The organism is uncultured Slackia sp. (assembly GCF_959608125.1).
Taxonomy (GTDB): domain Bacteria; phylum Actinomycetota; class Coriobacteriia; order Coriobacteriales; family Eggerthellaceae; genus Slackia.
This window is the reverse complement of record NZ_CAUHPG010000015.1, coordinates 25,169-51,271: the sequence shown is the minus strand read 5'-3', so window position 1 is coordinate 51,271 and position 26,103 is coordinate 25,169. Positions and strand designations below refer to the sequence as shown.

General features: G+C 62.0%; 20 protein-coding genes and 1 tRNA gene. 19 read left to right on the top strand and 2 right to left on the bottom strand.

Annotation, left to right across the window (positions count from 1 at the left end; all coding sequences use genetic code 11):
* Positions 1-255 precede the first annotated feature (255 nt).
* Positions 256-1,176 carry a patatin family protein gene (locus Q6E04_RS05995; RefSeq protein WP_303249900.1) on the bottom strand — a complete coding sequence of 307 codons (921 nt, stop codon included), beginning with the start codon at positions 1,174-1,176 and terminating at the stop codon, positions 256-258.
* Positions 1,177-1,483: 307 nt separating this feature from the next.
* Between Q6E04_RS05995 and trxA the strand changes: the two genes are divergently transcribed.
* The 14 genes from trxA to Q6E04_RS05925 all read left to right on the top strand — a co-directional run bounded on the left by trxA (position 1,484) and on the right by Q6E04_RS05925 (position 18,118).
* Positions 1,484-1,792 (top strand): thioredoxin, encoded by a 309-nt coding sequence (gene trxA / locus Q6E04_RS05990; protein WP_303249899.1) that lies wholly within the window; start codon positions 1,484-1,486, stop codon positions 1,790-1,792.
* Positions 1,793-1,900: 108 nt separating this feature from the next.
* Positions 1,901-2,839 carry an NAD(P)/FAD-dependent oxidoreductase gene (locus tag Q6E04_RS05985; protein ID WP_303249898.1) on the top strand — a complete coding sequence of 313 codons (939 nt, stop codon included), beginning with the start codon at positions 1,901-1,903 and terminating at the stop codon, positions 2,837-2,839.
* A 119-nt stretch (positions 2,840-2,958) separates the two neighbouring features.
* Positions 2,959-3,957 (top strand): ABC transporter substrate-binding protein, encoded by a 999-nt coding sequence (locus Q6E04_RS05980; protein WP_303249897.1) that lies wholly within the window; start codon positions 2,959-2,961, stop codon positions 3,955-3,957.
* Positions 3,958-4,171: 214 nt separating this feature from the next.
* Complete coding sequence (gene prfA, locus Q6E04_RS05975; RefSeq protein WP_303249896.1) at positions 4,172-5,230, top strand: peptide chain release factor 1; 1,059 nt, start codon at positions 4,172-4,174, stop codon at positions 5,228-5,230.
* A 138-nt stretch (positions 5,231-5,368) separates the two neighbouring features.
* Positions 5,369-6,361 carry a HemK/PrmC family methyltransferase gene (locus tag Q6E04_RS05970; RefSeq protein ID WP_303249895.1) on the top strand — a complete coding sequence of 331 codons (993 nt, stop codon included), beginning with the start codon at positions 5,369-5,371 and terminating at the stop codon, positions 6,359-6,361.
* A gap of 156 nt (positions 6,362-6,517) precedes the next feature.
* A complete protein-coding gene (gene serA, locus Q6E04_RS05965; RefSeq protein WP_303249894.1) occupies positions 6,518-8,080 on the top strand; it encodes a phosphoglycerate dehydrogenase in 1,563 nt (520 codons plus the stop codon).
* A 237-nt stretch (positions 8,081-8,317) separates the two neighbouring features.
* Complete coding sequence (locus Q6E04_RS05960) at positions 8,318-9,385, top strand: rod shape-determining protein (protein WP_211324484.1); 1,068 nt, start codon at positions 8,318-8,320, stop codon at positions 9,383-9,385.
* Between the two features lie 70 nt (positions 9,386-9,455).
* Positions 9,456-10,370 carry a rod shape-determining protein MreC gene (gene mreC / locus Q6E04_RS05955; protein WP_303249893.1) on the top strand — a complete coding sequence of 305 codons (915 nt, stop codon included), beginning with the start codon at positions 9,456-9,458 and terminating at the stop codon, positions 10,368-10,370.
* A gap of 3 nt (positions 10,371-10,373) precedes the next feature.
* Entirely contained in the window at positions 10,374-10,898 is a 525-nt protein-coding gene (gene mreD / locus Q6E04_RS05950) for a rod shape-determining protein MreD (protein WP_303249892.1), read from the top strand.
* Between the two features lie 9 nt (positions 10,899-10,907).
* Entirely contained in the window at positions 10,908-13,031 is a 2,124-nt protein-coding gene (gene mrdA / locus Q6E04_RS05945) for a penicillin-binding protein 2 (protein WP_303249891.1), read from the top strand.
* Position 13,032: 1 nt separating this feature from the next.
* Positions 13,033-14,232 carry a rod shape-determining protein RodA gene (rodA, locus tag Q6E04_RS05940; RefSeq protein ID WP_303249890.1) on the top strand — a complete coding sequence of 400 codons (1,200 nt, stop codon included), beginning with the start codon at positions 13,033-13,035 and terminating at the stop codon, positions 14,230-14,232.
* Positions 14,233-14,354: 122 nt separating this feature from the next.
* Entirely contained in the window at positions 14,355-15,560 is a 1,206-nt protein-coding gene (locus Q6E04_RS05935) for a YcjF family protein (RefSeq protein WP_303249889.1), read from the top strand.
* Between the two features lie 40 nt (positions 15,561-15,600).
* The gene (locus tag Q6E04_RS05930) at positions 15,601-17,481 is read left to right on the top strand and encodes a TIGR03960 family B12-binding radical SAM protein (protein WP_303249888.1); all 1,881 of its coding nucleotides are present in this window, start codon (positions 15,601-15,603) and stop codon (positions 17,479-17,481) included.
* Positions 17,474-18,118, top strand: a complete 645-nt coding sequence (locus Q6E04_RS05925) for a TIGR03936 family radical SAM-associated protein (RefSeq protein ID WP_303249887.1) — start codon at positions 17,474-17,476, stop codon at positions 18,116-18,118. Before Q6E04_RS05930 ends, Q6E04_RS05925 begins: the two co-directional genes overlap by 8 nt.
* A gap of 513 nt (positions 18,119-18,631) precedes the next feature.
* Here Q6E04_RS05925 and Q6E04_RS05920 read toward each other — a convergent pair.
* A tRNA-Asp gene (locus Q6E04_RS05920) sits at positions 18,632-18,708 on the bottom strand.
* Positions 18,709-19,030: 322 nt separating this feature from the next.
* On the opposite strand from Q6E04_RS05920, the gene Q6E04_RS05915 reads away from it, so the two are divergent.
* The 5 genes from Q6E04_RS05915 (at position 19,031) to Q6E04_RS05895 (ending at position 26,102) form a co-directional block, all read left to right on the top strand.
* Positions 19,031-19,522 carry a MarR family winged helix-turn-helix transcriptional regulator gene (locus tag Q6E04_RS05915; RefSeq protein WP_303249886.1) on the top strand — a complete coding sequence of 164 codons (492 nt, stop codon included), beginning with the start codon at positions 19,031-19,033 and terminating at the stop codon, positions 19,520-19,522.
* Positions 19,513-21,693, top strand: a complete 2,181-nt coding sequence (locus Q6E04_RS05910) for an ABC transporter ATP-binding protein (RefSeq protein WP_303249885.1) — start codon at positions 19,513-19,515, stop codon at positions 21,691-21,693. The genes Q6E04_RS05915 and Q6E04_RS05910 overlap by 10 nt, the downstream gene beginning before the upstream one ends.
* 41 nt (positions 21,694-21,734) lie before the next feature.
* On the top strand, positions 21,735-23,573 hold the full coding sequence (locus Q6E04_RS05905; protein ID WP_303249901.1) for an ABC transporter ATP-binding protein: 1,839 nt from the start codon (positions 21,735-21,737) through the stop codon (positions 23,571-23,573).
* 131 nt (positions 23,574-23,704) lie between these two features.
* On the top strand, positions 23,705-24,406 hold the full coding sequence (locus Q6E04_RS05900) for an HAD family phosphatase (protein ID WP_303249884.1): 702 nt from the start codon (positions 23,705-23,707) through the stop codon (positions 24,404-24,406).
* 136 nt (positions 24,407-24,542) lie between these two features.
* Entirely contained in the window at positions 24,543-26,102 is a 1,560-nt protein-coding gene (locus tag Q6E04_RS05895) for a ribonucleotide reductase subunit alpha (RefSeq protein WP_303249883.1), read from the top strand.
* The last annotated feature ends 1 nt before the right edge of the window (position 26,103 follow it).

The following is a 26,103-nucleotide window of genomic DNA, read 5'->3' as shown; positions in this document are numbered from 1 at the left end:
GAGCACAACCTTGCCAAGGTTGGGGTCGCGGGTTCGAGCCCCGTTGTCCGCTCCAGATTGCTCAGGCCTCGCTTTCGCGAGGCCTTTTTCGTATTCTTCCTCACTCATATAATTCGATATCATTCGGGCTGCGATCGCGCTTTTGTATCGCGATTCCTGAAATGCGGGCATTGAAAAGCGCCCGCCGCACGATTCCGCCACGAATGGGTGCGGGTGCGACGGGCGCTTCGGATGCATAGCGCGTTTTCGTGCGGATCAGCGCTCCAGATACTTCATCAAGCCGCTGTAGCAACGTGCGGCTTCGGCGTATCCCTGCTCGTAAAGATCGAACAGCTTTTCGGGGTCCTTCTCCATATTGGAGATGGTCACGGGTTCGACGGGTTGAATCATGAAGACTTCGCCCGCGTCATGCAATCGCTTGATCCATCGATACGTACGGTTGTACTCGACGTGGCGGTATTCCATGCGTTCGAGGAACAGCGGGTAGTCGCTGTAAATGCGTCGTGCGAGAGGCATGGTCTTATCGGGTCCCTTGGTATAGGTCTTGTCCTGCGTGAGCACCACGATGCGCTTGTTGGAGCGGTGGTCGAGCATCGAGCGGAGCAGGGGGATGCTGTCGCACGTTCCGCCGTCGAGCAGCTTCTTGCCGTCGACTTCGATGATTTTCGATACGAGCGGCATGCTCGCCGACGCCTGTAGGTACGAGATTTCGCGTTCGCTGCGCGCCTCTTCCATGATGTGGTAATCGGCTTCTCCCGTTTCGATATTGCTCGCCACGGTGGTCAGGTTCATCGGAGAATTGCGGAACGCGTCGTAATCGAAGGGGTCGAGCACGTTCGGGATGGCGTCGAACATGAAGTCGCGACGCAATGCGCTGCCGGTAAGTGCGAAATTGCGCATCGACAGATACCGCGAGTCGCTGCAATACTTCGTGTTCAGATAGCAGGTTCGTCCCAATTCTCCGGCTACGTAGTTGTATCCGTTGAGCGCGCCCGCGCTCGTTCCGTAGACGTTTTTACACCAGATTCCGTGGTCCATGAAAAAATCTAGAACGCCCGCCGTGAACTGGCCGCGCATGGCTCCGCCTTCAAGGATGAGGTCGGCGTCCATGATGGTGGCGCCTTCGTATGCGGGCGTACGTTCGAGAGCGGTGCGGGTGGAATACGATTGCTTCATTCCTGATTCCTTCCTCGTCCATGCCATCGTCGGCGAAATAGTATTGGTGGTCAAGTGCGGGCGAGGCGGTTGTCGCGAAAGCGTCGAAATAGAACGCCGCGTGCGGATGCGCAATGTGCGCGGACGCACGGCAGCCGCAGGGCCATGATGGCCGATGTGCAGGAATCGTGATGAAATCGGATTCCGGTCCGTGTCGCTTGTGTCCTTCGTGCCATATGCTATCATTCAAGTATCAAATAAGCGATCGGCATGCGAAGCCTGGCGAAAGCCCGCCGAGCATGACCGGCATCACAGAAAGGTCCCTATCATGGCCAAGGTTATCAGCTCCTCTGAATTCCAGTCCGAAGTTCTCGAGTCCGACGTACCGGTCCTGGTCGATTTCTTCGCCACCTGGTGCGGTCCCTGCAAGATGGTGGCTCCGATTCTCGACGAGGTCGCCGAAGAGGTCGCCGTTAAGGCGAAGGTCTACAAGGTCGACGTCGATCAGTCTCCCGACCTGGCGCAGCGCTATAGCATCATGAGCGTCCCCACCATGATCGTGTTCGAGAATGGACAGATTAAGAAAACCTCCATGGGGGCTCAGCCCAAGCAGGGCCTGCTTGCTCTCCTCGATTAAAATCAATGCATGAGGCGCCCGGTTCTTTGGAGCCGGGCTTTTTCGTATACCATCGCGAAAGCGGCGTCGTCGCGCCATTGCGCCGCTTTGTTTCATAGGAGGTCGACGATGAGTAATCAAGAAAAGCATTTCGACGTGGCCGTGATCGGGCAGGGGCCCGCAGGCATGACGGCCGCTTTGTATACCGCCCGTTCGGGGCTTTCCACCGTTTCATTCGAGCGCATGGGGCCGGGCGGCCAGATGACCGACACCGAACAGCTCGATAATTACCCCGGCTTTCCCGACGGCGTGGCAGCATTCGAGCTTGCGTTCGCCATGAGCGGCCAGGCCGCCCGCTTCGGGGCGCAGTCCGTGGGTGAAGAAGCGGTCGAGCTGGACTTGAACGTCTCGCCTAAGAAGATCGTCGTCGCTTCGGGTGCGGTCTATACGGCCGACGCCGTCATTCTGGCCATGGGCGCCGAGCCCAGGCCGCTGGGCGTCGAGAGGGAAGGCGAGCTGGCGGGCCGCGGCGTTTCGTATTGCGCCACCTGCGACGGCGGATTCTTTCGCGGCAAGCCCGTGGCGGTGGTCGGCGGCGGCAACACGGCCGTCGGCGACGTCTTGTATCTGGCGCGTATCTGCTCCGAAGTGCATCTGATCCACCGTCGCGACGCGCTGCGCGCCGATGCCGTCTATACCGAGCCGCTGCGCGAACTACCCAACTTGACGGTGCATTTCGACAGCGTCGTGGACGCGCTACATGACGAAGATGGCAAGCTTTCCGGTCTGACGCTTCGCAACGTGAAGACCGACGAGGTTTCCGACATCGAGGTGGCCGGCATGTTCGTGGCGGTGGGAACCGCCCCGAAAAATGCGCTTCTGGCCGAAGCGGGCCTCGATCTCGATCGCGGCGGATACGTGGTTGCCGATGAAACGGGTAAGACGAGCATCCCTGGCGTTTTCGTTGCGGGCGACTTGCGAACCAAGCCGCTGCGCCAGGTCTCTACTGCCGTTGGCGACGGAGCAAACGCCGCTCAGGCTGCTTTCGAATTCCTTTCGTTCTCATAGGTATATGCTATGTTTCTTAATCGGACGGGTCGCAATGCGGCCCGTTTCGTCGTGTCCGGACGCGTTTTGCAACGTCTTGTCGCGGCGGTCCGAGAAGGTCCGTTTCGACGAAAGGGAGGATGTCGAACACTATGAAGATGAAGAAGGTTCTCATGTCATTGGCATGCGCGGCCATGCTTGCGTGCGGTCTGGCGCTTGCGGGATGCTCCAACGGCTCGGATCCGCAGGAGAAATCCGAGGAGGCGCAGGTGCCCGCCATGCGTATCGGAACCATGCAGACCGAGGACGCGCTGCCGTTCTGGGTTGCCGAACAGGACGGCCTGTACGGCGACGCCAAGGTCGATATCGTCACGTTCCAAAGCGCCCAGGAGCTTTCCACCGCATTCGCGGCGGGCGAAATCGACGCCGCGATGACCGACGTGCAGCAGGCCGCGTCCCTGAAGCTTTCCGGCGTCGACGTCCAGCTTGCCTGGGTCACGCTCGGCACCGAGGCTTCTCAGGGCCGTTTCGGCATCATGACCTCGCCCGAATCCGGCATCAAGAGCCTTTCCGACCTTGCCGGCAAGGGCATCGGCGTCGGCTCCAACACCGTTCCCGAATACGTGATGGACAAGCTGATGGAAGCCGCAGGCGTTCCTGACGACCAGATCGTGAAGGAAGAGATCAAGAAGATGCCCGTTCGCTATGAGTCCATGGCGAACAACCAGGTCGCCGCGGCCGCGCTTCCCGCGAGCCTGCTCGCTCTCGGCGAACAGACGGGCATGGTGCTTCTGGCCGACGACACCCAGGGCGAAAACATCAGCCAGTCCGTCTTGGCCGTGCGCGCCGATTGGCTGTCCAACGGCGGAGATAAGACGCTCGACATGGTGCGCGCCGCATGGGACGAGGCCGTGACCTCGATCAACGCCGATCCTGAGGCGTATCGTTCGCTGCTGGTGGAGAAAGCTAATCTTCCCGCGCCGGTTGCAGACACCTATGCGATCTGCACGTATCCCGAGGCGGCGCTTCCTACGACCGCCATGGTCCAGCCCGTGCTCGATTGGATGCATGACAAGGGTTATCTCGCCAAGGCGATGACCTACGACGAGTCGACCGGCACCTTCTCGGTGGCCGAGTAGGCTTCGAAACGTTCAGGCCCCGTGCTGCGGACTCGTTCGACTGCGGCACGGGGCTTTACGTTTTTTCGGGTGCGTTCGCCGCATTCGAGGCGGTGCGATGGATCGACTGCTGTGGAAAGCGCATGACGAGGCTTCGGGCGTGGTAATATATGCAGTCGGCAATTCTCTATAAATGGAAAACGCGGCCCCGTGTCGCTCGAATAAGGGAAACATAATGCGCGATAAGCTCGAAAAGATCATTCAAGGCTATGAAGACTTGCAGGAAAAGCTCGGCGACCCTGCGGTTCTCGCCGACCAGAAGGAATACACCCGCCTCTCGAAGGAACATGCGAACCAGGGTCCGCTCGTGGCCAAAGCCCGCGAGTACGTCCAGGCGTGCGATGACATCGCCGACGCCAAGGAGATGCTCGACGACCCTGACATGAAGGAATTCGCCCAGGAGACCATCGCGGCCGCCGAGGCGAAGCTTCCTCCGCTCGAGGAAGACATCAAGTTCATGCTCATCCCGTCCGATCCCGCCGACGAGAAAGACATCATCGTCGAAATCCGCGCTGCCGCGGGCGGCGACGAGGCCGCCATTTTCGCGGGCGACCTGTACAAGATGTATATGCGCTTCTGCGAGCATCATCGCTGGAAGGTCGAGACCATGGACGTCTCTGCGTCCGAGGCCGGCGGCTATAAGGAAATCCAGTTCAAGGTAAAGGGCGACAAGGTTTACTCGGTCATGAAGTTCGAGTCGGGCGTCCATCGCGTCCAGCGCGTCCCCAAGACCGAAAGCCAGGGCCGTATCCACACCTCTACCGCCACGGTGGCCGTTTTGCCCGAGGCTGACGAAATCGATATCGAAATCAACGAGAACGACCTGCGCATCGACGTGTATCGCGCAGGCGGCCCCGGCGGTCAGTGCGTCAACACCACCGACTCCGCGGTACGCATCACGCACCTTCCTTCGGGCCTGGTGGTTCAGTCTCAGGACCAGAAATCCCAGTTGCAGAACAAGATTGCAGCTATGGCCGTTCTGCGCGCCCGCCTCTACGAGAAGATGCTCGCCGAGCAGCAGGCGGCCGAGGGCGCAGAGCGTCTGGCCCAGATCGGTTCGGGCGACCGCTCCGAGAAGATCCGCACGTACAACGGTCCCCAGGACCGCGTGACCGACCACCGCATCGGCTTCAACTCCACATACAACGGCGTGCTGCTGGGCGACGGCCTGGGCGATGTCATCACGGCGCTTCAGGCGGCCGACCGTGCTCGCAAGCTCGAGCAGGCGGTGTAATTTCCGAAGGCACGCGAGATACGGTTTCTCGCATCGAAGCGCCCGGCATGTCCGGGCGCTTTTCTATAAACGCGTTTTCATGCGCATGGCGAAGATGCGTGCGGCGGGCAGGGAACGAGACGAGAAGGAGAGGCATCCATGGCGAATTCGACCGAGGTATGGACCGTCAAGGCGGCGCTCGATTGGACTGCGGGCTATCTCGAAAGGAAAGGCGACGAGAATCCCCGTCTTTCGGCCGAGTGGCTTCTCGCCGAGGCGACGGGTATGCGCCGCATCGATCTGTACGTGAATTTCGACCGCCCCCTCTCTATGGACGAGCGCGATATCCTGCGCGGCTACGTTTCGCGCCGCGGCGTGGGCGAGCCTCTGCAATACATCACCGGCGAAGTGGCTTTCCGCCATATCGCCGTGAAGGTCAAGCCCGGAGTCCTGATTCCACGTCCTGAGACGGAGGTGCTGGTCAGCGAGGCGTTGTCGCTCCTGCCTGCCCAGAAACGCCGTTGTGCGATCGACTCGCTTTCTTTCGAAGAGCAAAAGGCGCTGCTGTCCGCCGCAACCGAAGGCGACGATGCGGCGCGCGTCGGCGACGAGGGGGAGCGCGGTCCTTTGGCGGCCGACCTATGCACCGGTTCCGGCTGCATCGCATGTTCGATCGCTTACGAATATCCAGGCGCGCGCGTCATCGCTACCGACATCTCGCCCGTCGCGGTTTCACTTGCGAACGAAAATGTCACGGCGCTCGGGCTGCTCGACCGCGTCGAGGTGCGCGAGTGCGATCTCGCAGGAGCGCTCGTCGACGAGTTCGCGGGCGCCTTCGACTTGGTGGTGTCGAATCCCCCCTACATTCCCGACGACGTGATGGAGCGCCTGCCCGATGAAGTGGCGCAGCACGAGCCTCGCCTGGCGCTCGCAGGAGGCGCCGACGGGCTCGACGTGTATCGGCGTTTGCTCGAGCAGGCCCGCGTGCTGCTGAAGCCCGGCGCCGCTTTCGCATTCGAGCTCCACGAGGACTGCCTCGATGCGGCCTCGTCCATGGCGCGCGAGGCCGGCTACGAAGACGTTCGCATCGTGAACGACCTGACGGGCCGTCCGCGCGTCCTTACGGCTCATCGGGCTTGCGGCGGCCGATAGGACCCTTTCGCGACGACTGAGACGCTGACGCGCATCTTCGCGCCGCTGCTCCGATGCAGACGGCGCCGCGCTCGGGCTCGCGGGTATAATCGCGTTTCAGGTCCGCCTTCCGCGGAGTGCACTATTTCGCCGTCTATGCCTGCAAGGGAGTATGCCGTGAAGATTCTGATAACCGACAAAATCGTCGACGAGGGAATCGCCATTCTCGAGAAGAAGGGCTATACGGTCGATACCCGTTACGATATGACCCCCGACGAGCTTCTTGCGGCCGCGCCCGAGTATGACGCATTCATCGTCCGTAGCGCCACGAACATGACCGCCGAGGTGATCGAGGCGGCGAAGAACTGCAAGATCATCGGCCGCGCGGGCGTGACCTGCGACAACATCGACGTCGATGCGGCAACGGCCTGCGGAATTCCCGTATGCAACGTGCCTACCAGCAATATCGTCTCCGCCGCCGAGCATACTATGGCCCTCATGCTGGCCGCAGCACGCGAGGTGCCTGCCGCCAATTCGTCGGTGCACGAAGGCGCATGGCGTCGCGACGCGTTCATGGGCCATGAGCTTTTCGAGAAGACGCTCGCCATCTTCGGTCTGGGTCGCATCGGGGGCCTGGTGGCCGAACGCGCCCGCGCATTCGGCATGCGAGTCATCGGCTACGATCCGTATTGCTCTCCGTCGCGCGCAAGCCAGCTCGGCGTGACGCTGTACGACACCATGGAAGAAGTGCTGCCTTTGGCCGACTTCATCACGGTGCATGTGCCGCGCACCGAGGAAACCCATCATATGTTCGCCGCCGAGCAATTCGCGATGATGAAAGACGGCGTGGTGCTGGTGAACACCGCCCGTGGCGGCATCATCGACGAATCCGCCATGGCCGACTTCATGGCCGCAGGCCGCGTGTTCGCCTGCGGCGTCGACATGCTTGAATCCGAGCCTGTCGCCGAAACTCCCTTGGCCGAGTTCGATCGTGCGGTTCTGACTCCGCATCTCGGAGCCAATACGGAAGAGGCGCAGATGCGTGCCGGCGTCAATATCGCTCGCTACGTGGCGAACGGCCTCGAAGGCCTGGTCGTTCCCACGGTCATCAACATGGTGGCCGACGATCTTGCCGATGCGGTGGCGAAATACATCCCTGCCTGCCAGATGTGCGGCAGCATGCTCGCCCAGCTCGGGGGCGATATTCCCAAGACCCTTTCCATCATGGCCGCAGGCCCTTGCGCGGGCGATTTACAGGTACTGTCGGCTTCGGCTTTGAGCGGCGTGCTTTCCCGCCACGGCCAGGCCTCCGTTTCCACCGAGAACGCCGACGCCTCGGCGCGCCGTCACGGCGTGAAGATGGAGGCGTGCGCCTCGGCCGATTCGCGCGGTTATGATTCGATCGTGTCCATGGAGGCCGACGGCCTCGAAATATCGGTCACGGTGCCGGGTTCGCTGCATGAAGCCCATATCGTATCCATCATGCGCTACCGCCTCGACGTAGTCCCCGCCGATCATGCGCTGGTCTTCATGTACGCCGACGAACCCGGCCAGATCGGCCGCATCGGCACCATTCTGGGCGAGGAGGGAATCAACATCTCCACCATGGCTATCGGCAAGCGCGCAGGATGCCACGAGGTGCTCGTGTTCCTCAACGTCGAAAGCGAGGCCCCCAAGGAGGTGGTCGACCGCGTTTCGGAGGCCATCGGCGCTACGCATGCATGGAGCATCCGCCTCTAGCCGCGCAGGAGAAGGCCCTCGCATACCATTCGCAGGAAACGATGCCCGTGCTTCGCGTGCGGGCATTTTTCTTTATTCAGGGCATTCGCGATTCGGCCTTTATGTGTATGCGGTCTGCATCGCGTTCGCGCAATTTTTCGTGTGCTAAAATGGGCGGTCGTGTATAGCGGCTATGCCTTAGGGGGCATGCTGAAGATAGAGAAAACGAAACGGAAAAGGACTCTCTCTATGTCGTTCATGGATTTCATAAGCAACCTGACCGGTGGCTTCGGCGGATTCGGGGGTTCCTCTTCGTCTGACCTGGCTATCGACCTGGGTACTGCGAACACGCTCGTCGCGGTGACGGGGCAGGGCGTGGTTCTGAACGAACCGAGCGTCGTTGCAATAGAGCGGAGCACGCACCGCGTGCTCGCCGTCGGCCACGAGGCCAAGCAGATGATCAATCATACGCCCGACGCGTTCTCGGCGGAGCATCCGCTGCGAGACGGCGTGATCGCCGATTACGATGTCACCGAAGCGATGCTTTCCGCCTTCATCAATAAGGCGATAGAGCGTCGTTATCCGTGGCAGGCGAAGCCGCGTATCGTCATTTGCATTCCGTGCGGTGCGACGTCGGTCGAAAAGCGAGCCGTGTTCGAGGCTGCGATTCAGTCGGGCGCTCGCCAGGCGTACCTGATCGAAGAGCCCATGGCTGCCGCCATGGGCGCCGATTTGCCGGTGACCGAGCCGACCGGCTCGATGGTCGTCGACATCGGAGGCGGCACCACCGAGGTCGCCGTCATTTCGCTCGGCGGCATTGTGACCAGCTCCAGTCTGCGTCTCGCCGGCAACAAGATGGACGAGGCGATCGCCATGCACCTGCGCGACCTGTTGGGCATCAAGGTGGGCGAGCGCACGGCCGAGATCATCAAGATCAAGATCGGCTCCATCCTGCCGTTCGAAGACGGCCGCGAGAAGGATATGATCATTTCCGGCCAGGACGTCGTCACCGAGCAGCCTCGCGAGGTCACGATTCAGTCCGAGGATGTGCGCGCCGCGTTGCAGCCGCCGATCGAGGAAATGGTCGTCCATATCAAAGAGACGTTCAAGAAGACCAACCCCGACCTCGCCAGCGACATCATCTCCAACGGCATCTTGCTGACGGGAGGCGGCGGCTTGCTTTCCGGCCTCGACCGCTTCCTCACGCAGCGCCTCGAGATTCCCGTCTGGACGAGCGAGACGGCCTTGACCAATGTGGCCATGGGCTGTTTGAAGGTTTTGGAAACGCCGTCTGCCCTCAAGCAGACGCTTATGCGCTCCAAATAAGGGGCCGTATCGCTATCTCGCGCCGGACATCGCGTCCGGCGCTCTCGTTTCATGGAGGTGTTTGCATCGTATGGCATTCAAACAGCCGACCGTCCATAAGAAGTCGATGGCGCCGGGCGGCGTGGCATTGCTCGTCACGCTTCTCGTGATGGCCGTCGTGTGCGCTTCTGTCTATAGCCGCGAAAGTGAAAACGGGTTTCTGCACAATGTCCAGTCGGTCGCGGGCATGGCGGCCGCGCCGGTGCAGTTCCTCGGAACGGGCGTAGCCTTCGCCGAAGAGGCCGCGGGCGACGCTGTGGAAAACGCTACGGTGAGCGATCAGTCCTATACCGCCCTCAAGGAAGAGAACGCCAAGCTCAAGTCGCAGGTCATCCAGCTCGAAGAATACCGTCAGGAAGCCCAGCGCCTCCAGGGCCTGCTTGACTTGTCCGACCAGTACGGGGTCGAGGGCGTGACGGCGCGCGTCATCGGTTTGGCATCGGATGCATGGGACCGCGTGATCACCGTGGGCGTGGGTTCCAACGCGGGCGTCGAGCCTGGCCTTCCTGTCATGGGGTCGAGCGGTCTTTTGGGCCAGGTTGTCGAGGTAAGCCCCTTGACGTGCAAGGTTCGCCTGATCGACGACCCGCAAAGCGGCGTTTCCGTCTATATCCAAGGAAATCGCGCCGAGGGCGTGGTGAAGGGATCGGTCGAGGGCCTGCTGTATCTTGAAAACATCGATTCGTCCGTCGAAGTGAATGTAGGCGACGTCATTGTGACGTCCGGTCTGGGTGGAAGCTACTTCCGCGGTATGGAGCTCGGCACCGTATCGGCGGTTCGGGCGTCTGCCGGCACGTCCGACCGGACGATCGTCGTTTCGCCTTTGTCCGTCGCCGACCCGCTTGAGGAAGTCACGGTGGTCATGTCCGTCGCCGAGCAGTCGACGGACGAGTCTGACGGCGATTCTTCCGCCTCTGCGACGGGGTCGACGGCGGTGGGGGAGTAGCCGATGCGCGGTTCGGTGCTTTTGTTCCTTGCCGGCCTGGCGAGCCTCGCATTGCAGCTCATCTTGGCGCCCTCGATCGCCATCTTCGGCGCCATGCCCGATTTCGTCCTCGTGTTCGTCGGCGTGGCAGCCATGTTTCGCCCGACTGATTCCACGATGGCGGTGGGCTTCGCTCTCGGCATGGTATACGACCTGGTGTTAAGCGGTACGCCCGGCGTCATGGCGGCGCTTTTGGCCCTGGTTGCCTTCTGCGCGAGCCGTGCTTCCATGCGCTTGGGAAACGATACGCTTTCGGTGTCGCTTCTGATTACCATGGCGTCTTCGCTTCTGGTCGAGACGTGCTACGCGCTGTTTTACGTGGCCACCACCGATGTTTCGGCGGCTGACGCGCTGCTGATGCGCGCCCTCCCGTGCGCGCTCTACGACTGCGCGGTCTGTCTAATCGTGCTCCCCGTGCTCTCGGCCTTGTTTTCGCGCGGCGCCTCGATTCATGCGGCGCCGGAATCTTCCACGATACGACTGCGTTAAGGAGGCGCTATGGTAACGGCGATCATCACGGCCATCGTCATCCTGGTCATATCGGGCGCCGCGCTGGTCATCTATTATCGATCTCGTTCGGTGAAGCCCGGCTCTTCGGTGGCCAAATCGGTCTCTTCGATCGGTTCGGCCGAACCGCTGCGTGTGCATAAGGGCGAATCGATGGCCGCCTCCGCAGGAGCCCATCAAAGCTCGAACAGTCCGTTGAAGGACCGCCTCAGGCCGCGCTACACCGCGCTCGGCGTGCTGATAGCAGGTATCTTCGGCAGCCTGTCGGTCAAGCTGTGGAGCATGCAGGTGCTCTCCTCGAGCGAGTATCGTGCCAAATCCGACGAAAACCAGCTCACCACCATCAAGACGCCCGCCGCCCGTGGCCGCATCTACGATAGCGAGGGCATCGTCTTGGTCGACAACAAGATCACGCCTGCGATCGTGGCCGATGCCGAGGTGGCGCAGGACCGCAGCGTCCTTATGCGCCTGTCGGCCTTGACCGGCGTTCCCTACGCCGTGGTCAGGCAGCGCATTCTGGATACCAGCGGCGGTGCTCAGGCGCAGCGCGAGGTGTCTTCGGATGCGAAGGCGCGCGATGTCGCGTTCATCGCCGAGCATCCCGAGGCGTTCCCCGGCGTCAGCGTGCAGAGGCGCTCCAAGCGCGTCTATCCCTACAAAGGCCTGGCCGGTCAGGTTCTCGGCTACACCGGCACGGTGACCGACGCCCAGTTGGGCGCCATTCCTGCCGGTCGCGACTACCAGAGCGGCGATGAAGTGGGCCAGTCGGGCGTCGAGCTGACTTACGACGGCTACCTGTTCGGTTCGCACGGCGCGAAGGTCGTCGTCTCCGACGTCGACGGCACCGTGCACGAGGTGCGCAGCGAAACGCCGCCCGCCCAGGGCAGCGACCTGTATCTCACCATTTCCGCCAAGGTGCAAAAGATCGCCGAAGAGGAGCTGCAGTCCCTGATCGCTCCGAACGGCGTGATCGGCGGAGGCACGGGCACGTCGGGCGCGGTCGTGGCCATGGAGGTCGATACCGGCGACGTGATCGCCATGGCGAGCTTCCCGCCGTTCGACCCGACGCATTTCGTCGGAGGCGTGTCGCAGGACGACTGGGATCGCTACAACGACAAGGAATCGTCGGGTTCGCCGTTGCTCAATCGCTGCATCGCCGGCCAGTATCCCGCTGCATCGACCTTCAAGGCGTTCACCGGCATGGCCGGCCTGCATTACGGATTCGCCGATTCCGCTCGTTCGTGGAACTGCACCGGTAGATGGACAGGTTTCGGCGAGGCGTACGGCCAGAATTGTTGGAAACTCGACGGCCACGGCCCCATATCGTTTCGCCAGGCCATGGTCATCTCGTGCGATACGGTGTTCTACGAGATCGCGAAGGATTTCTACAACGCGGCTCCGACGTTGGGCATGGATGCCATGGCTAATTACGTCAAGGAATTCGGCTTCGGCAAGAAGACGGGCATCGAGCTGGAGGGCGAGGGCGAGGGCGTGGTTCCTACCCCCGAATGGAAGGCCAAGAACTGGGAAAACGCCCCCGAGCAGGGACAGTGGCAGCCGGGCGATATGTCCAACATGGTGATCGGCCAGGGCAATGTCATCGTCACGCCTCTGCAGATGGCCGTGGGTTACGCGGGCGTCGCCACGGGCAAGCTGCCCAAGCCGAATCTTCTCAAAGAGGTACGCAATTCCAGCGGTGAAAAGGTCGTAGGCCACGAACCTGAGTTCACGGGCGAGCCCGACGTGCGCAAGGCCGAGCTCGAGACGGTGCGCGATGCGTTGCGCGGCGTGGCCGAAGAGGACGCCTCCATTCCCAATCTGCTGTCGCAGTACGACTACGAATGCGCCTGCAAGACGGGTACGGGCGAATGGGCCGAGCATGACGGATATGCGTGGTTCGCGATGTATGCGCCTTACGATAATCCGAAATACGTCGTGACGTGCGTCATCACCGAAGGCGGCGCCGGCGCGACCGCTGCGGCGCCTATCGCGGCCAAAGTCATGGACGGGTGCGTGAAGCTCGGTCAGGGCGCCCTCGACAAAGAGCTCACGCCCACGGAAGAGATCACGCAGTCCGTTGAGTATCACGGCACGGGCGCAGGAAGGGTCGACTAGCATGGCCGGATTCAACGAGATCGATCGTGTTCGCATGCCCGAAGGCGGCGTCGTCGGGTCGGGTTCTCCCGACGGCGCGACGCGACGCAAGCGCGGTTTCATCGACGCCATTCCCAAATCCCTCGTCGCCGTGGCGCTCTGCCTGATCGCCTACGGCCTTCTGGTGGTGTGGTCGGCGGTCCAGGGCAACGAGGATTACTCGTTCACGCGCCAGCTGATGGGCGTGGGCCTGGGCGTGGTGGCTATGATGGTCTTCTATTCGATCGACTACCGCCAGCTTGCGGGCTATACCACGTTGCTCTTGATCGTGAACGTGGTGCTGATCCTTTCGCCCCATCTGCCGATCATCGGCGTCGAGGCGAAAGGCGCACAGAGCTGGATCAACGTCGGCATGCAGCTGCAGCCTGGCGAGTTCGCCAAGATAACGGTGATCCTGCTCGATGCGAGCGTGCTCGCGCGCTATGGCGGCAACCTCGACGACCCGCGCGAGTATTTGAAGGCTCTCGGCTACATCCTCATTCCTTTCGCTTGCATCATGACCCAACCCGACTTGGGAACCGGCCTGGTCTATCTGTTCATCGGCGGCGTGACGCTCGTCATGGGCGGTGCACGTTTGAAGTATCTGCTGATTACGTTGGGCGCGTTGGTCGCCGCGGTGGCCGCGGTGTTCGCCGTCGACGAGGTATTCAAAAATGCCACGGGCGAATACAAGCTGCTCAAGCAGTACCAGCGCAATCGCCTTCTGGTCTTTTTGGACCCGGGCGCCGACACGTCGGGCGCGGGCTATAACCTCAACCAGGCCATGATCGCGATCGGTTCGGGAGGATTTTTCGGCAAGGGCCTGCTCAATGCGTCGCAATCAAGCCTAGGCTTCGTTCCCGAGGCGCCGACCGACTTCATCTTCTGCGTGCTTGCCGAGCAGTTCGGCTTTGTGGGCGCGCTTCTGTTGCTCGGCCTGTACCTGGCGCTCGTGCTTTCGTGCATCCGCATCGCGCGCAACGCCGGCGACCTGTTCGGCACTCTGATCGTGATGGGCATCGTGGGCATGTGGCTGTTCCAGATTCTCGAGAACATCGGCATGAATATCGGGCTCATGCCCGTCACGGGCATCCCGTTGCCGTTCATGAGCTACGGCTCGTCGTTCATGCTGGTCAATTTCTCGTTGCTCGGCCTGATCGGCTCGGTCTATGCGCACCGATGATGCGGAGAAGCGGTCGATAAACGCACGCCTGCGAGGCGGGCGTGGTAAGGTGAATCGAATGGCGGAATGCAGCGTGTCGATGCGCGCTCCGTCCGAACCGATCGTTCGAAGGGGAGATTCCCATGAAGAAGATACCTATCGATATCATGGCGGTGTTTCAGGAGGCGACCGACGTCGATGCCGCGCGCTCGGTGCCGCTGTGCGTCTCGGTGATGCTCGACGACACCGCACCTGCCGATTTGGCCGCTTTCGTGCGCTCGTCGTTCGCAAGCGCGTCGCCGCAGGCCCGCGTGTCGGTGAACTATTTCTCCGACGTCTCCGCGGTCTTCGACCCGCGAAGCGACATGGCGGTGATCGCCGCCGGCGTCACGCCTGAGGTGGGTCTGATTGCGGAGCGCGTGCGTGAGGCGGGCATTCCCGTCATGGTGGTCACCACGCTTCCCGAGCTGGTCGACGCCGCGGCGCGCGAGCGCGGTTTCGCCATTCCCGAAGGCGACCTGATCGCGCCCGAAATCAAGGACGGCAGCATCGTGATGCTGTCCGAGCCGATCGATATCGCCAAAGACGATGCCGATTCCGAAGGCGTTTATTCCGCCTTCGATCCGAGCGATCCGTTCGCCCTCGAGCCCGTTCCTCTGACGCAGGAATTCTCAGACGAGCTTTCTCGCAAGATGGGCGAGTGGGTGGTGGCTGCGTTTCGGACCAAGCGCCTCGCGTTCGCCCAGGCGTTCGATTTCGTGCGTAAGCCGCTTTCGGTCGAGGCGGTGCGCGCAACGTCCGTTCAGAACGCGGGCATCGGTTTCGTCGTGTTCATCCCGGGCGCCGACCTGCCGATTATGACGCTCAATCAGGCCAAGATGGTCCTGCAAATCGCGGCGGCCTACGGCCAGCCGCTGAGCGCCGAGCGCGTTAAAGAGCTTGCTGTCGTCGTGGGCGGCGGATTCGCATGCCGCGCCGTCGCGCGTCAGGCGGTCGGCGTGGTGCCTGCGCTGGGCTGGGCGATCAAGGCCGGCATCGGCTACGCCGGCACGAGCGCCATGGGCTGGGCCGCGATAGAGTATTTCGAGCATGGCGGCACCATGGCGGGCATCGCCGGCGTCGTCGACGACGCGCGCCGCGCCGTCCAGGACGCGGCCGCATCCACGCGTACCGGGCAGGTGGCCAAAGAGGCCGCGGCCGAAATGGGAAGGCAGGCGCGCGACGCGGCCGCATCGAAGGCCAAAGAGGCCGTACGCGAAGTCCCTTCGAAAGCGTTCGCTTGCGCTCGCAGCGTCGTCCGTTCGGCGGCTGGCGCCGTCAAGCAGGCCAACGACCGCGTCGCGCGCTAGGCGCCCGCGGCTTTGTACGAAACGACAGACAGGAATTTCCATGACCGACCTCTGGCCCCGCATCGAGGGGCTTTTGCGCCAGGCTGGCCGTTCGATCGAACGTCCTGCCCGTTATCTGAACCACGAATGGGGCTGCACGTATAAACCCGAGGCCCCGTATCGTTTCTGCATGACCTATCCCGACACCTACGAGCTCGGGCAGGCCAATCAGGCGGTGCGCATCCTGTGCAACTGCGTCAATGCCGTGGAGGGCATGGCGGCCGAACGCGCGTTTTTGCCCGCCGCCGACATGTGCGACCTCATGAGGAAAGAGGGCATCCCTGCGTTCTCGCTGGAAAGTTGCGCTCCGATTGCCGAGTTCGATGCCGTCGGTATCACGCTTCCGCACGAGCTCGCAGCCACCAACGTGCTCGAATTCCTCGATTTGTCCGGCATCGCGCTGCGCGCCGAAGACCGTGGAGAAGACGATCCCATGGTATTCGCCGGCGGCCCGTGCGCGTTCAACGCCGAGCCGTATGCGCCGTTTTTCGACGCGATCATGCTCGGCGAGGGCGAGGAGATGCTTCCCGAGCTTTTGGAGCTGCATCGCGGCATGAAGGCCGAGGGCGCCTCGCGCGCCGAGATGCTGCGCGCCATGTCCCACATGCACGGCGTCTACGTTCCTTCGCTTTATGACACGCTCGACGAGGCTGCGGCGCAGGAGCGCGGCACCTGGGCGGTTCCTCGCTACGAGGACGTGCCTGCCGTGATCGAGAAGCGCCTTTGGGACGGTTTCGCCGATTCTGACGCCTACGAGCCCATGATCGTGCCGTATACCGAGGTCATTCACGACCGATTCAACGTCGAAGTGCTGCGCGGCTGCACGCGCGGCTGTCGATTCTGCCAGGCGGGCATGATGTATCGTCCCGTGCGCGAGCGTTCGGCCGACAATATCGTGTCGGCAGTCTGTTGCGGCCTGGCCGAGACGGGTTATGACGAAGTGAGCCTGACTTCGCTTTCGTCGACCGACCACAGCCAGATCGAGCAAATCCTGCGCAGGCTTAATCGCGCGCTCGAGGGCAAGGGCATCTCGGTGTCCATTCCCAGCCAGCGCCTCGACTCGTTCGGCGTCGAGATGGCCGAGCTCGTGGCGGGCGGCAAGCGCGGCGGCCTGACGTTCGCGCCCGAGGCCGGCACCCAGCGTCTGCGCGACGTGATCAACAAGGGCGTCACCGAAGACGACCTGTTCGACGCGATCGACGCGGCGTTCGCGGCAGGCTGGCGCCGTTGCAAGCTGTATTTCATGATCGGCCTTCCCACCGAGACCGACGACGATATCAAGGGCATCGCGAGCCTCGCCCAGCGCGCTTACGACCGCGCGAAGAAGGCTGTTCCTGAAAACCAGCGCGGCAACGTGCGCGTGAGCATTTCGTGCGCCCTGTTCGTGCCCAAGTCCCAGACGCCGTTCCAGTGGGATGGGCAGATCGCGCCCGAAGAGGCGAAGCGTCGCATCGACTTGCTGCGCCGCTCCGTGAAATATCGCGCCGTCGACGTGCACTGGCACGAACCCGACGTGTCGCTCGTCGAGGCCATGATGAGCCGCGGCGGCCGCGAGGTGGCCGAAGTGGTCGAGGCCGCATGGCGTTCGGGCGCCCGCTTCGACGCATGGACCGAGCATTTCTCGCTCGATACCTGGAAGAAGGCGTGCGAGGAATGCGGCGTGAGCATGGAAGGCGTCGCCCAGGCAACGTATGACACCGATTACATTCCGCCTTGGTCCCATCTTTCCGCGGGCCTGTTCGTCAAGTTCCTTCAGCGCGAACGCAGACTTGCCCAGGCGGAGAAGACCACGCCCGATTGCACGTTCGACCACTGCTCCGCCTGTGGCGTGTGCATGGGCCTGAACACCGAGATCCAGACCCAGGAGGTGCGCCATGGCTGATTTCCGTTTGCGCGTGACCTATCGCATGGCGGGCCGCCTTGTGATGCTGTCTCATCTTGAAGTCGCTCGCGCTCTCGAGCGCGCCGTGCGTCGAGCCGATCTGCCTTATGCCGTGAGCCAGGGCTTTTCGCCCCATATGAAGATGGCCTTCGGCGCCGCGCTTCCTGTAGGCGTCGGCGGCGATGAGGAAATCTTCGACGTGCAGCTGACCGAGTACGTGGCCCCTGAACGTGCGCTCGAGCGTCTTCGTGCTGCAAGCGCCGATGATTTGATGCCGCATGCCGCACGCTACATCACCAAAGAAGACGCGGCCGCCAGCGTGGCGTATCCGTTTTCGACCTACCGCGCCGTTCTCGCTTTCGATGACGGGCACGACGACGCAGCCTTGCAGCAGGCGGTTGCCTCCTGCGAGATTCCCGAGCAGATCGTGGTGGTGCGCAAGAAAAAGGAGAAGGTGCTTGTGCCCTCCGAGTTCATCGTGGGCGAGATGGAGCGCGGCGGCGCGTCGCTGACTTTCACGCTTGAGGCGAAGAAGACGGGCAGTTTGAGGCCCGACGTCCTGCTCGACGCTATGCTCGATAACACGGGCCTGCATGCCGTTTCGATCATGCGTGTGCGTCAGGCCGAAGGTTGCTAAAGACGCTCGCGTTCGTTTCGACGTCATATATATGAGAGCCGCATTTCCGATTTCGAGCCGCGCTGCGGCAGCGAGGGTTTCGGAAATGCGGCTCCTTTTATAGGTCGTCGCAGGTTCCTTGCATCCATGGCCCGGAGAGACGGGTCGCATCGATGAAGTTTGGAAAAAATCGCCGCCTCAGGCCGAAAAATCGAAGCTCTGCCACAAAGGGGGACGGATACTTCGCCGCCTTGTTTCAATAAATCTACGTTTAATTACTTTATGGGTATTAAATAAGGTATTTATGCCTTGATTGAAGGGTGTCATGGGGTTTCGCCGTGGCAGAACCTCGAAAAAACGGCCTAGGAGGCCGATATTTTCCAAGAAGGGCTGAAGCGGGGTGGGGCTTTGCGCGCTTCTGCTCCGTGCGAGCCGAAAATCGCATCGCCAGCGTCTTCGATGTCATCGGAAATAGAGGCTTGTGCGCTTCGAGTAAAAGAAAAGAGCCGCCAAAGCGACTCTTTCGAATTCAGATGGCGGGATGTACGAGACTCGAACTCGCGACCTCCGACGTGACAGGCCGGCGCTCTAACCAACTGAGCTAACACCCCGTGTTGTTGTCTTTCGCTCCTGCGTCAGACAGCTCGGTTATATTACCTACAATCCCAGCGGCGTGCAAGTACTTTTTCAAAAAAATTTTCGTCAGTGCGAAAAAAGTCGAATCGAGCGAAAAGGGATGACGCACGGCCTGGTTTTCGCTTCTTAAGCGTCGAATATGGAATGCAGCCATTCTATTAATCAACTTTATTATGTAGGTGCTACAATTTATGCGTTTCATTCGTCCGTCCCCGTGTTGCCGACCGTTTTTTTTCGCGCGGCCCGCATCGCGACCGGATATCGGCGCATGCGCCGAACGACGAGAAAGGAAAAGTCATGGATCATGAAGAGTCCGAGGCCCTGCGCGCGAAGCTCTATGATCTTATGGGACGCTTCCATCGGGAGCGCTACGTTCCCGCCGAGATGCTGTGCGGCCTGACTCACGCCGAGATGCAGATCATTCGCTGCGTGAGCATGGCGGCCGAAAGCGGAGCGCCCCTGAGGCCGTCCGATGTGGCCCGCCGTTTCGGCGTGACGCCGTCGGCCGTGTCCCAGTCGGTCAAAAAGCTCCAGATGCAGGGCTATGTGGAACGCGTGCGCTCCGATGAAGACAGCCGCTCGGTCGCGCTGGTCCTCACCGCGAAAGGCAAGGGCCTCGCCGCAGAGGGTCGCGCCGCCCATCGCGCTTTCATGGACGAGATGTTCGCCTATGTGGGAACCGACCGCATCGAACAGCTGGTCGAAACGCTCGAGATGGTGCTCGACTTCTTCGAGCAGAGCCCCTCGGTGAAACGCTTCGAAGGAGAAGGGAAGGGTCCGTGCGCATAATACGGTATCTGAAAGAATCGAAGGCGGCGGTGGCCCTGGTGGTCGTGCTGCTTATCGTGCAGGCGTTCGCCGACCTGTCGCTGCCGCGCCTGACATCCGACCTCGTCGATGTGGGCATCCAGCAGGCGGGCGTGGAAGACGCCGCTCCCGAGGCTTTGCGCCCGTCCATGTTCGAGGCCCTTTGCATGCTCGCGCCGCCCGACGACGAGTCGTTCATCCGCTCGAGCTACGACCGGGCCGATGACGGCACGTACCGACTGAACGCGCAGGGCGAAGAGCGGCGAAAGGAGCTCGACGAGTGCATCGCGATGCCGTTCGCCCTGGCGTTTTTCGCCGAATCCGCCTCCGAGCGCGCTGACACGCTGTCGGGCGACGCATTCGACCTCGATGCGCTGACGGCGGCGTATGCGCAGGGCGCCGTTACGAAAGACGACGTGCTCGCCATGGCCGACGAGGCGCTGTCCGCCGCATCGGGCGTCGACGAATCCCTCGTCGCCCAGCAGGCCGTTTCCGCCGCGAAGGCGGAATACGAGAATCTCGGTTACGACATGGATTCGATGCAGATGCGCTATCTGCTGGGAATCGGCGGGCGTATGCTCGCGGTGGCGGCCCTCATGACGGCGGCGGCGGTCGCTGTCGGCTACATCGCGTCGCGCACCGCCGCAGGCGTCGCCAAGCGTCTGCGCGAGAGACTTTTCGCCAAGGTGCTCGCGTTCTCCGATGCCGACGTGCAGAAGTTCTCGGCCGCGTCGCTGATCACGCGCGCCACCAACGACATCCAGCAGATACAGATGGTCGTGACCGTGCTGCTGCGCATGGTGCTCTACGCGCCGATCCTTGCGATCGGCGGCATCGTCATGGTGTCGCGCACCGACGCCTCGATGAGCTGGATCATCGTGGTGGCGGTCGCTGCGATCTTTGCGACGGTCGCCGTGCTCATGGGGCTCGCCATGCCGAAGTTCAAGGTCATGCAGAAGCTGATCGACCGCGTGAACCTCGTGTCGCGCGAGATCCTTACCGGTCTTCCCGTAATCAGGGCCTTCGGTCGTCAGGAATACGAAGAGGACCGCTTCGACCAAGCTAGCAAGGCCCTCATGCGCACCCAGCTGTTCACCAACCGCGTCATGACGTTCATGATGCCCGCCATGATGCTGGTGATGAATGCAGTGTCGGCGCTCATCGTGTGGGTCGGCGGCTTTTCGATCGACGCGGGAACCATCCAGACGGGCGACATGATCGCGTTCATCACGTATTCGATGGTCATCATCATGTCTTTCCTCATGCTGGGCATGGTCGCCATCATGTTGCCGCGCGCCGACGTGGCGGCCCAGCGCGTCAACGAGGTGCTCGCCGCGCCGTGCTCCATTGCCGACCCCGCCGAGCCTGAACGTTTCGCGGGTTCTCGACGCGAAGGCGCCGAAATCGTCTTCGACGACGTGACGTTTTCCTACGATGAGGAAAGCGACCCGGTGCTCAGCCATGTCAGCTTCACGGCGGAAGCGGGCAAGACGACGGCCGTCATAGGATCGACCGGATCAGGCAAATCGACCGTCATCAAGCTGATCGAGCGTTTCTACGACGTAAGCTCGGGGTCGGTCCGCATCGACGGCGTGGATGTGCGAGATATGACGCAACACGACCTGCGCGCCCAGTTCGGCTATGTGCCGCAGAAGGCGTTCTTGTTCTCGGGCACGATCGCCGACACCATCGGCTACAGCGATCCAGGGATGGGCGATGAGCGCATGCGCGCGGCCGCAGACCTTGCCCAGGCCGCCGATTTCATCGCCGAACGCGAAGAGGGGCTGCTCGCTCCCATCGCCCAGGGCGGTTCGAACGTATCGGGCGGCCAGCGCCAGCGTCTCTCGATCGCTCGCGCCCTTGCGGCCGATGCCCGCGCGTACCTGTTCGACGATAGCTTCTCGGCGCTCGATTACAAGACCGACGCCCGCCTGCGTGCCGCCATCTCCGACGGCCTGCGCGGCAAGACGGTCCTGATCGTGGCCCAGCGCATCTCGACCGTGCTTTCGGCCGACCGCATCGTGGTGCTCGAAAACGGCGCTGTGGCGGGCTGCGGCACCCATGACGAGCTCATGCAGACGTGCGAGACCTATCGCGAAATCGCGCTGTCGCAGCTATCGGAAGAAGAGTTGAAAGGAGGCGGTGCGCTGTGATGCATCAGGATAAAGGAGCCATGCCGCCCCGCCGCCACGGTATGGGAGGACATGGCATGATGGGCGGCCATGGCGGCCACCATCGCATGATGCCCGGCGAGAAGGCGGGCGATTTCAAAGGCGCCATGAAGAAGATGCTTTCCTTGATGGCCGCGTTCAAGTTCGCGCTCGCCGCGGTGCTCGTCTTCGCCATCGGTTCGACGGTCTTCAACATCATCGGCCCCAAAGTGCTTTCGACCGCCACCACCGAGCTGTTCGAGGGCGTGGGCGCCAAGATCGCGGGAACGGGCGGCATCGATTTCGGCGCGATCGCCGCGATCCTCGTCGCTACGCTCGCGCTTTACGGCCTCTCTGCCGCCTGCTCGTTCGTGCAGGGCTGGCTTATGACCGGCGTTTCGCAGAAGACCTGCTATCTTCTGCGCCAGCGGATCGCCGAGAAGATCTCGCGCATGCCGATGGGGTATTTCGAGCGCACGAGTACCGGAGACGTGCTTTCGCGCATCACTAACGACGTCGACACGCTCGGCCAAAGCCTCAACCAGGGCCTGACCCAGCTGGTGACGAGCAGCGTCACCGTGGTGGGCGTCGTGGTCATGATGCTTACGATCAACGTCCCCATGACGCTGATCGCGCTTCTGGTCATCCCGCTGTCGCTGCTGCTGGTCAAGGCGGTCGTTTCGCGCAGCCAGCGCTACTTCCGCGCGCAGCAGAAAAACCTCGGCGCGATCAACGGCCAGGTGGAGGAGACGTTTTCCGGCCATACGGTGGTGCGCGCCTTCGGCAAGGAGGACGAGGCGCTCGAGCAGTTCCGCGCGACCAACGACGTGCTGTACGAATCCGCGTGGAAATCGCAGTTCCTGTCGGGTCTGATGATGCCCGTCATGAGCTTCGTGGGCAACCTCGGCTATGTGGCCGTGGCCGTGTCGGGCGCCGCGTTCGCGATCAAGGGAACGATCACGGTGGGCGACATCCAGGCGTTCGTCCAGTACGTGAAGAACTTCACGCAGCCCATGACCCAGCTCGCGCAGGTTTCCAACGTCTTGCAGCAGATGGCCGCGTCGGCGGAGAGGATCTTCGAATTCCTCGACGCTCCCGAGGAGGAGCCTTCGCGCGGCGAGGATGCCGTGCATGCGACGTCGGGCGAGGTGGTCTTCGATCGCGTCCGGTTCGGCTACGATGCCGACGAGCCTGTGATCAAGGACTTCTCGGCGCGTGTCGAAAGCGGCCGCACCGTGGCGCTCGTCGGTCCGACGGGCGCGGGCAAGACGACGATGGTCAAGCTGCTCATGCGTTTCTACGACGTGGATGCCGGCTCGATCCGTATCGGCGGCGCGGACGTGCGCGACATCGACCGCGACGAGCTGCGCTCGATGTTTTCCATGGTGCTGCAGGACACGTGGCTGTTCAAAGGGACCATTCGCGAGAACATCCGGTACGGACGCCTCGATGCGACCGACGAGGAAGTGGAAGATGCGGCTCGCGCGGCCTTCGCCGATCACTTCATCCGTACGCTTCCGGGCGGCTACGACATGATGATCAACGAGGACGCGAGCAACATCAGCCAGGGCCAGCGCCAGCTGCTCACCATCGCCCGTGCGATTCTGGCCGACCGCGGCATGCTGATCTTGGACGAGGCCACGAGCTCGGTCGACACGCGTACGGAGCGTCGCATCCAGATGGCCATGGACAGGCTTATGGAGGGACGCACGTCGTTCGTCATCGCGCATAGGCTCTCGACGATACGCAATGCCGACTTGATCTTGGTGCTCGAAGACGGCGACATCGTCGAGCAGGGCACGCACGACGAGCTGATAAGGCTCGGCGGCGCGTATGCCGAACTCTACGAAGCCCAGTTCGAAGGCGACGGGGAAGGGGAATAATCTCCGGTCGCGAAGCGCCGCATGTGCTCAGAGACGCATGCGGCGCTTTTTCCTGCCGTCAAGATGATCGCGTGATATAATTCTCTTTCTGTCATCTTGAATGAGCATCGGGAAACGAAGGGGCGCGGGCCATGTCCGAAGAAGCCATACACAAGATCGCCGCATTCGATTTCGACGGCACATCCATCCAGGGCAATTCTCCTGTGATTCTTGTCCGCCATCTGCGCAAGCTCGATATGCTGCGCAAGCGAGTCATATCGAAGGTCCTCGCGTGGGCGGCGGCTTACAAGCTTCGTCTGCCGCAGAGCGAAGCTTGGGTGAGGGGCCAAGTGTTCACGGCATTCGAAGGCATGTCCAAGAAGGACGTGGACGATTTTCTCGCCGAATTCTATGACAACTTGATCGAGGCGCCGGGGCGTTTCCGTCCGCAGGCCGATGCAGCCATGGAGCGTTTGCGCTCCGAGGGCGTGGAGGTCCTCGTCGTGTCCGCGACATTCGGTCCGATCGTGCGTCGCGCTCAATCGAGCCACCCGTTCGACGGCTGCCTGTGTACCGAGATGCAGGTCGACGCCGAAGGTCGCTATACCACGCACGTCGATGGGCCCTGCGTCGAGGGCGAGGAAAAGGTCAAGGCGCTGCATGCTTATGCCGACGCGCGCTATGGGGCGGGGAATTGGAGGCTTGTCGAGGCTTACGGCGACCATCATTCCGATATTCCCATGCTTGCCGCCGCCGATCGCGGTTTTGCCGTCACTCCCGACAAGCCGCTTGCCCGTGAGGCGCGCCGCCGCGGCTGGCAGGTGCTCGATTGGGATGTGACTGTGGAGAAATGAGGGGCGTAACCCGAGTCTTTTGCTCGGCGTTTGCGGGATGCGCTCCTTCCTATTACACTGCAGTATGAGAACTGCTACCTTCGCGTAGGCATTTAATGCGCGAAGGATCGATGAACATTGCAAAGGAGGTGGGCGTATGCTCGAATCGAACGATAACGAAGCGAACATCGCCGACCAGCATCACGAAAACGACGCTTTCCATCGTCCTGCGGCCGATTATTCCGCAGCGGCGCGCGATGTCTACGAAGCGGGCGACCGCGTGCTTGCCATGCACCTGTATCTGACGGCTTACGAAGAAGCCTGCAAGCGGGAGCCGCTGCCCGATATGGGGGCGGTGGCCGCCTTGCGCGAGGCTTGGAAGGTCGCATGCGAGTTGCGCGAGCGCTCGATCGCCGAATACATCTACGACAAGCTCGAGCCGCATCTGCCGACCGACGAGGCGAAGGAATTCGCCTCCAGCCTGCAATCGATGGCGCTCGACAAGCTTTCGGAATTCGGCATTTCGCGTGCCGATCTGGAAGATATGGCCGATATGATTTCCGACGAGATAGGTGCTCAGGCGCACATCTCCCGCGTCACGCCGCCCATGAGCACCGCGGCTCCCGCCGATGCGCTTTCGCTTCCCAAAAAAGAGGAAGAAGAGGCGAAAGGGCAAGTTGCCGGCGAGGAGGCGCGTGCCGAAAGCGACGGAGGCGATGGAGCTTCCGAAGAGACCCCCTCGAAGTCGTGTCTGACGGCTCGCCCGATGGGTTTTTCCGACCTGGTGGGCTTCGAAGCGGCTGTCGAAGACGTGCGCGCGCTGGGCATCGGCGTGAAGGACGACGAGGAATACCGTCTTCTTCTGGATACGCTGCGCGCCCAGCATGGTCTCGACAAGCTTTCTGCGGCGGGAAGCATCGTGTTTCGCACGTCCTCGCGCGAAGATGCGAGCCTGCTCATGGCCGCCGTGGCCGGCGAGCTCGGCCTTCCGACGCTGCGCGTGCAGATGCAGCCGGGTCCGCAGGGCATGCCCGTGCTATGCGTCACCACGGCGGCCGACCGTCCCGCCCGCATGAACAACAACAGCAGGCTTTCGCTCGAATCGCCCAGCGTGTTGCTGCTCGAAGATATCGATCTATGGGGCGGCCCGCTCATCGAGGCCGCATCTGCGACCGATGGCGAAGGCATCATGTTCGCCAGCATGTCGCGCGCCGCACGCGAGGCGTTCGGTCTGATTGGATCCGCTGTGGGCAATCCCGATATCTATGTGCTGGCGTCCGTTGCGGGCGATGCGTTCGATCAGGGGTTCCTCTATGATGCGATGGAGCCGATGAACATCGTCGATATCTACCTTCCCGACGAGCTGGAGCGCCGCCGTATCTGGAACGCCATCGCGCTCGACCATCCCTCCATCCGCCAGCTCGATTTGGCGCGCTTGACCAGGGTTTCGCGCAATCTCGCTCGTTTCGATATCGTCGCTGCGGCGCGCGAGGCGGTTGAAGACGCCTACAGGCAGGGTTTGAAGAATCGTCGCTATGTGCCCGTTACGCAGAGCATGATGTTCGAGCACATCGCCAACTTCCAGCCCCTCGAATCGGACGAATACCGCTTCCTCGAAGATGCGGTCGCTACCGATTTCCGCAACCATCTGGATGAACTTGAAAACCTCGACGATGCAGGTCAGAACGCCGTTTCAGGCGGGGAAGGCGAAGAGTAGC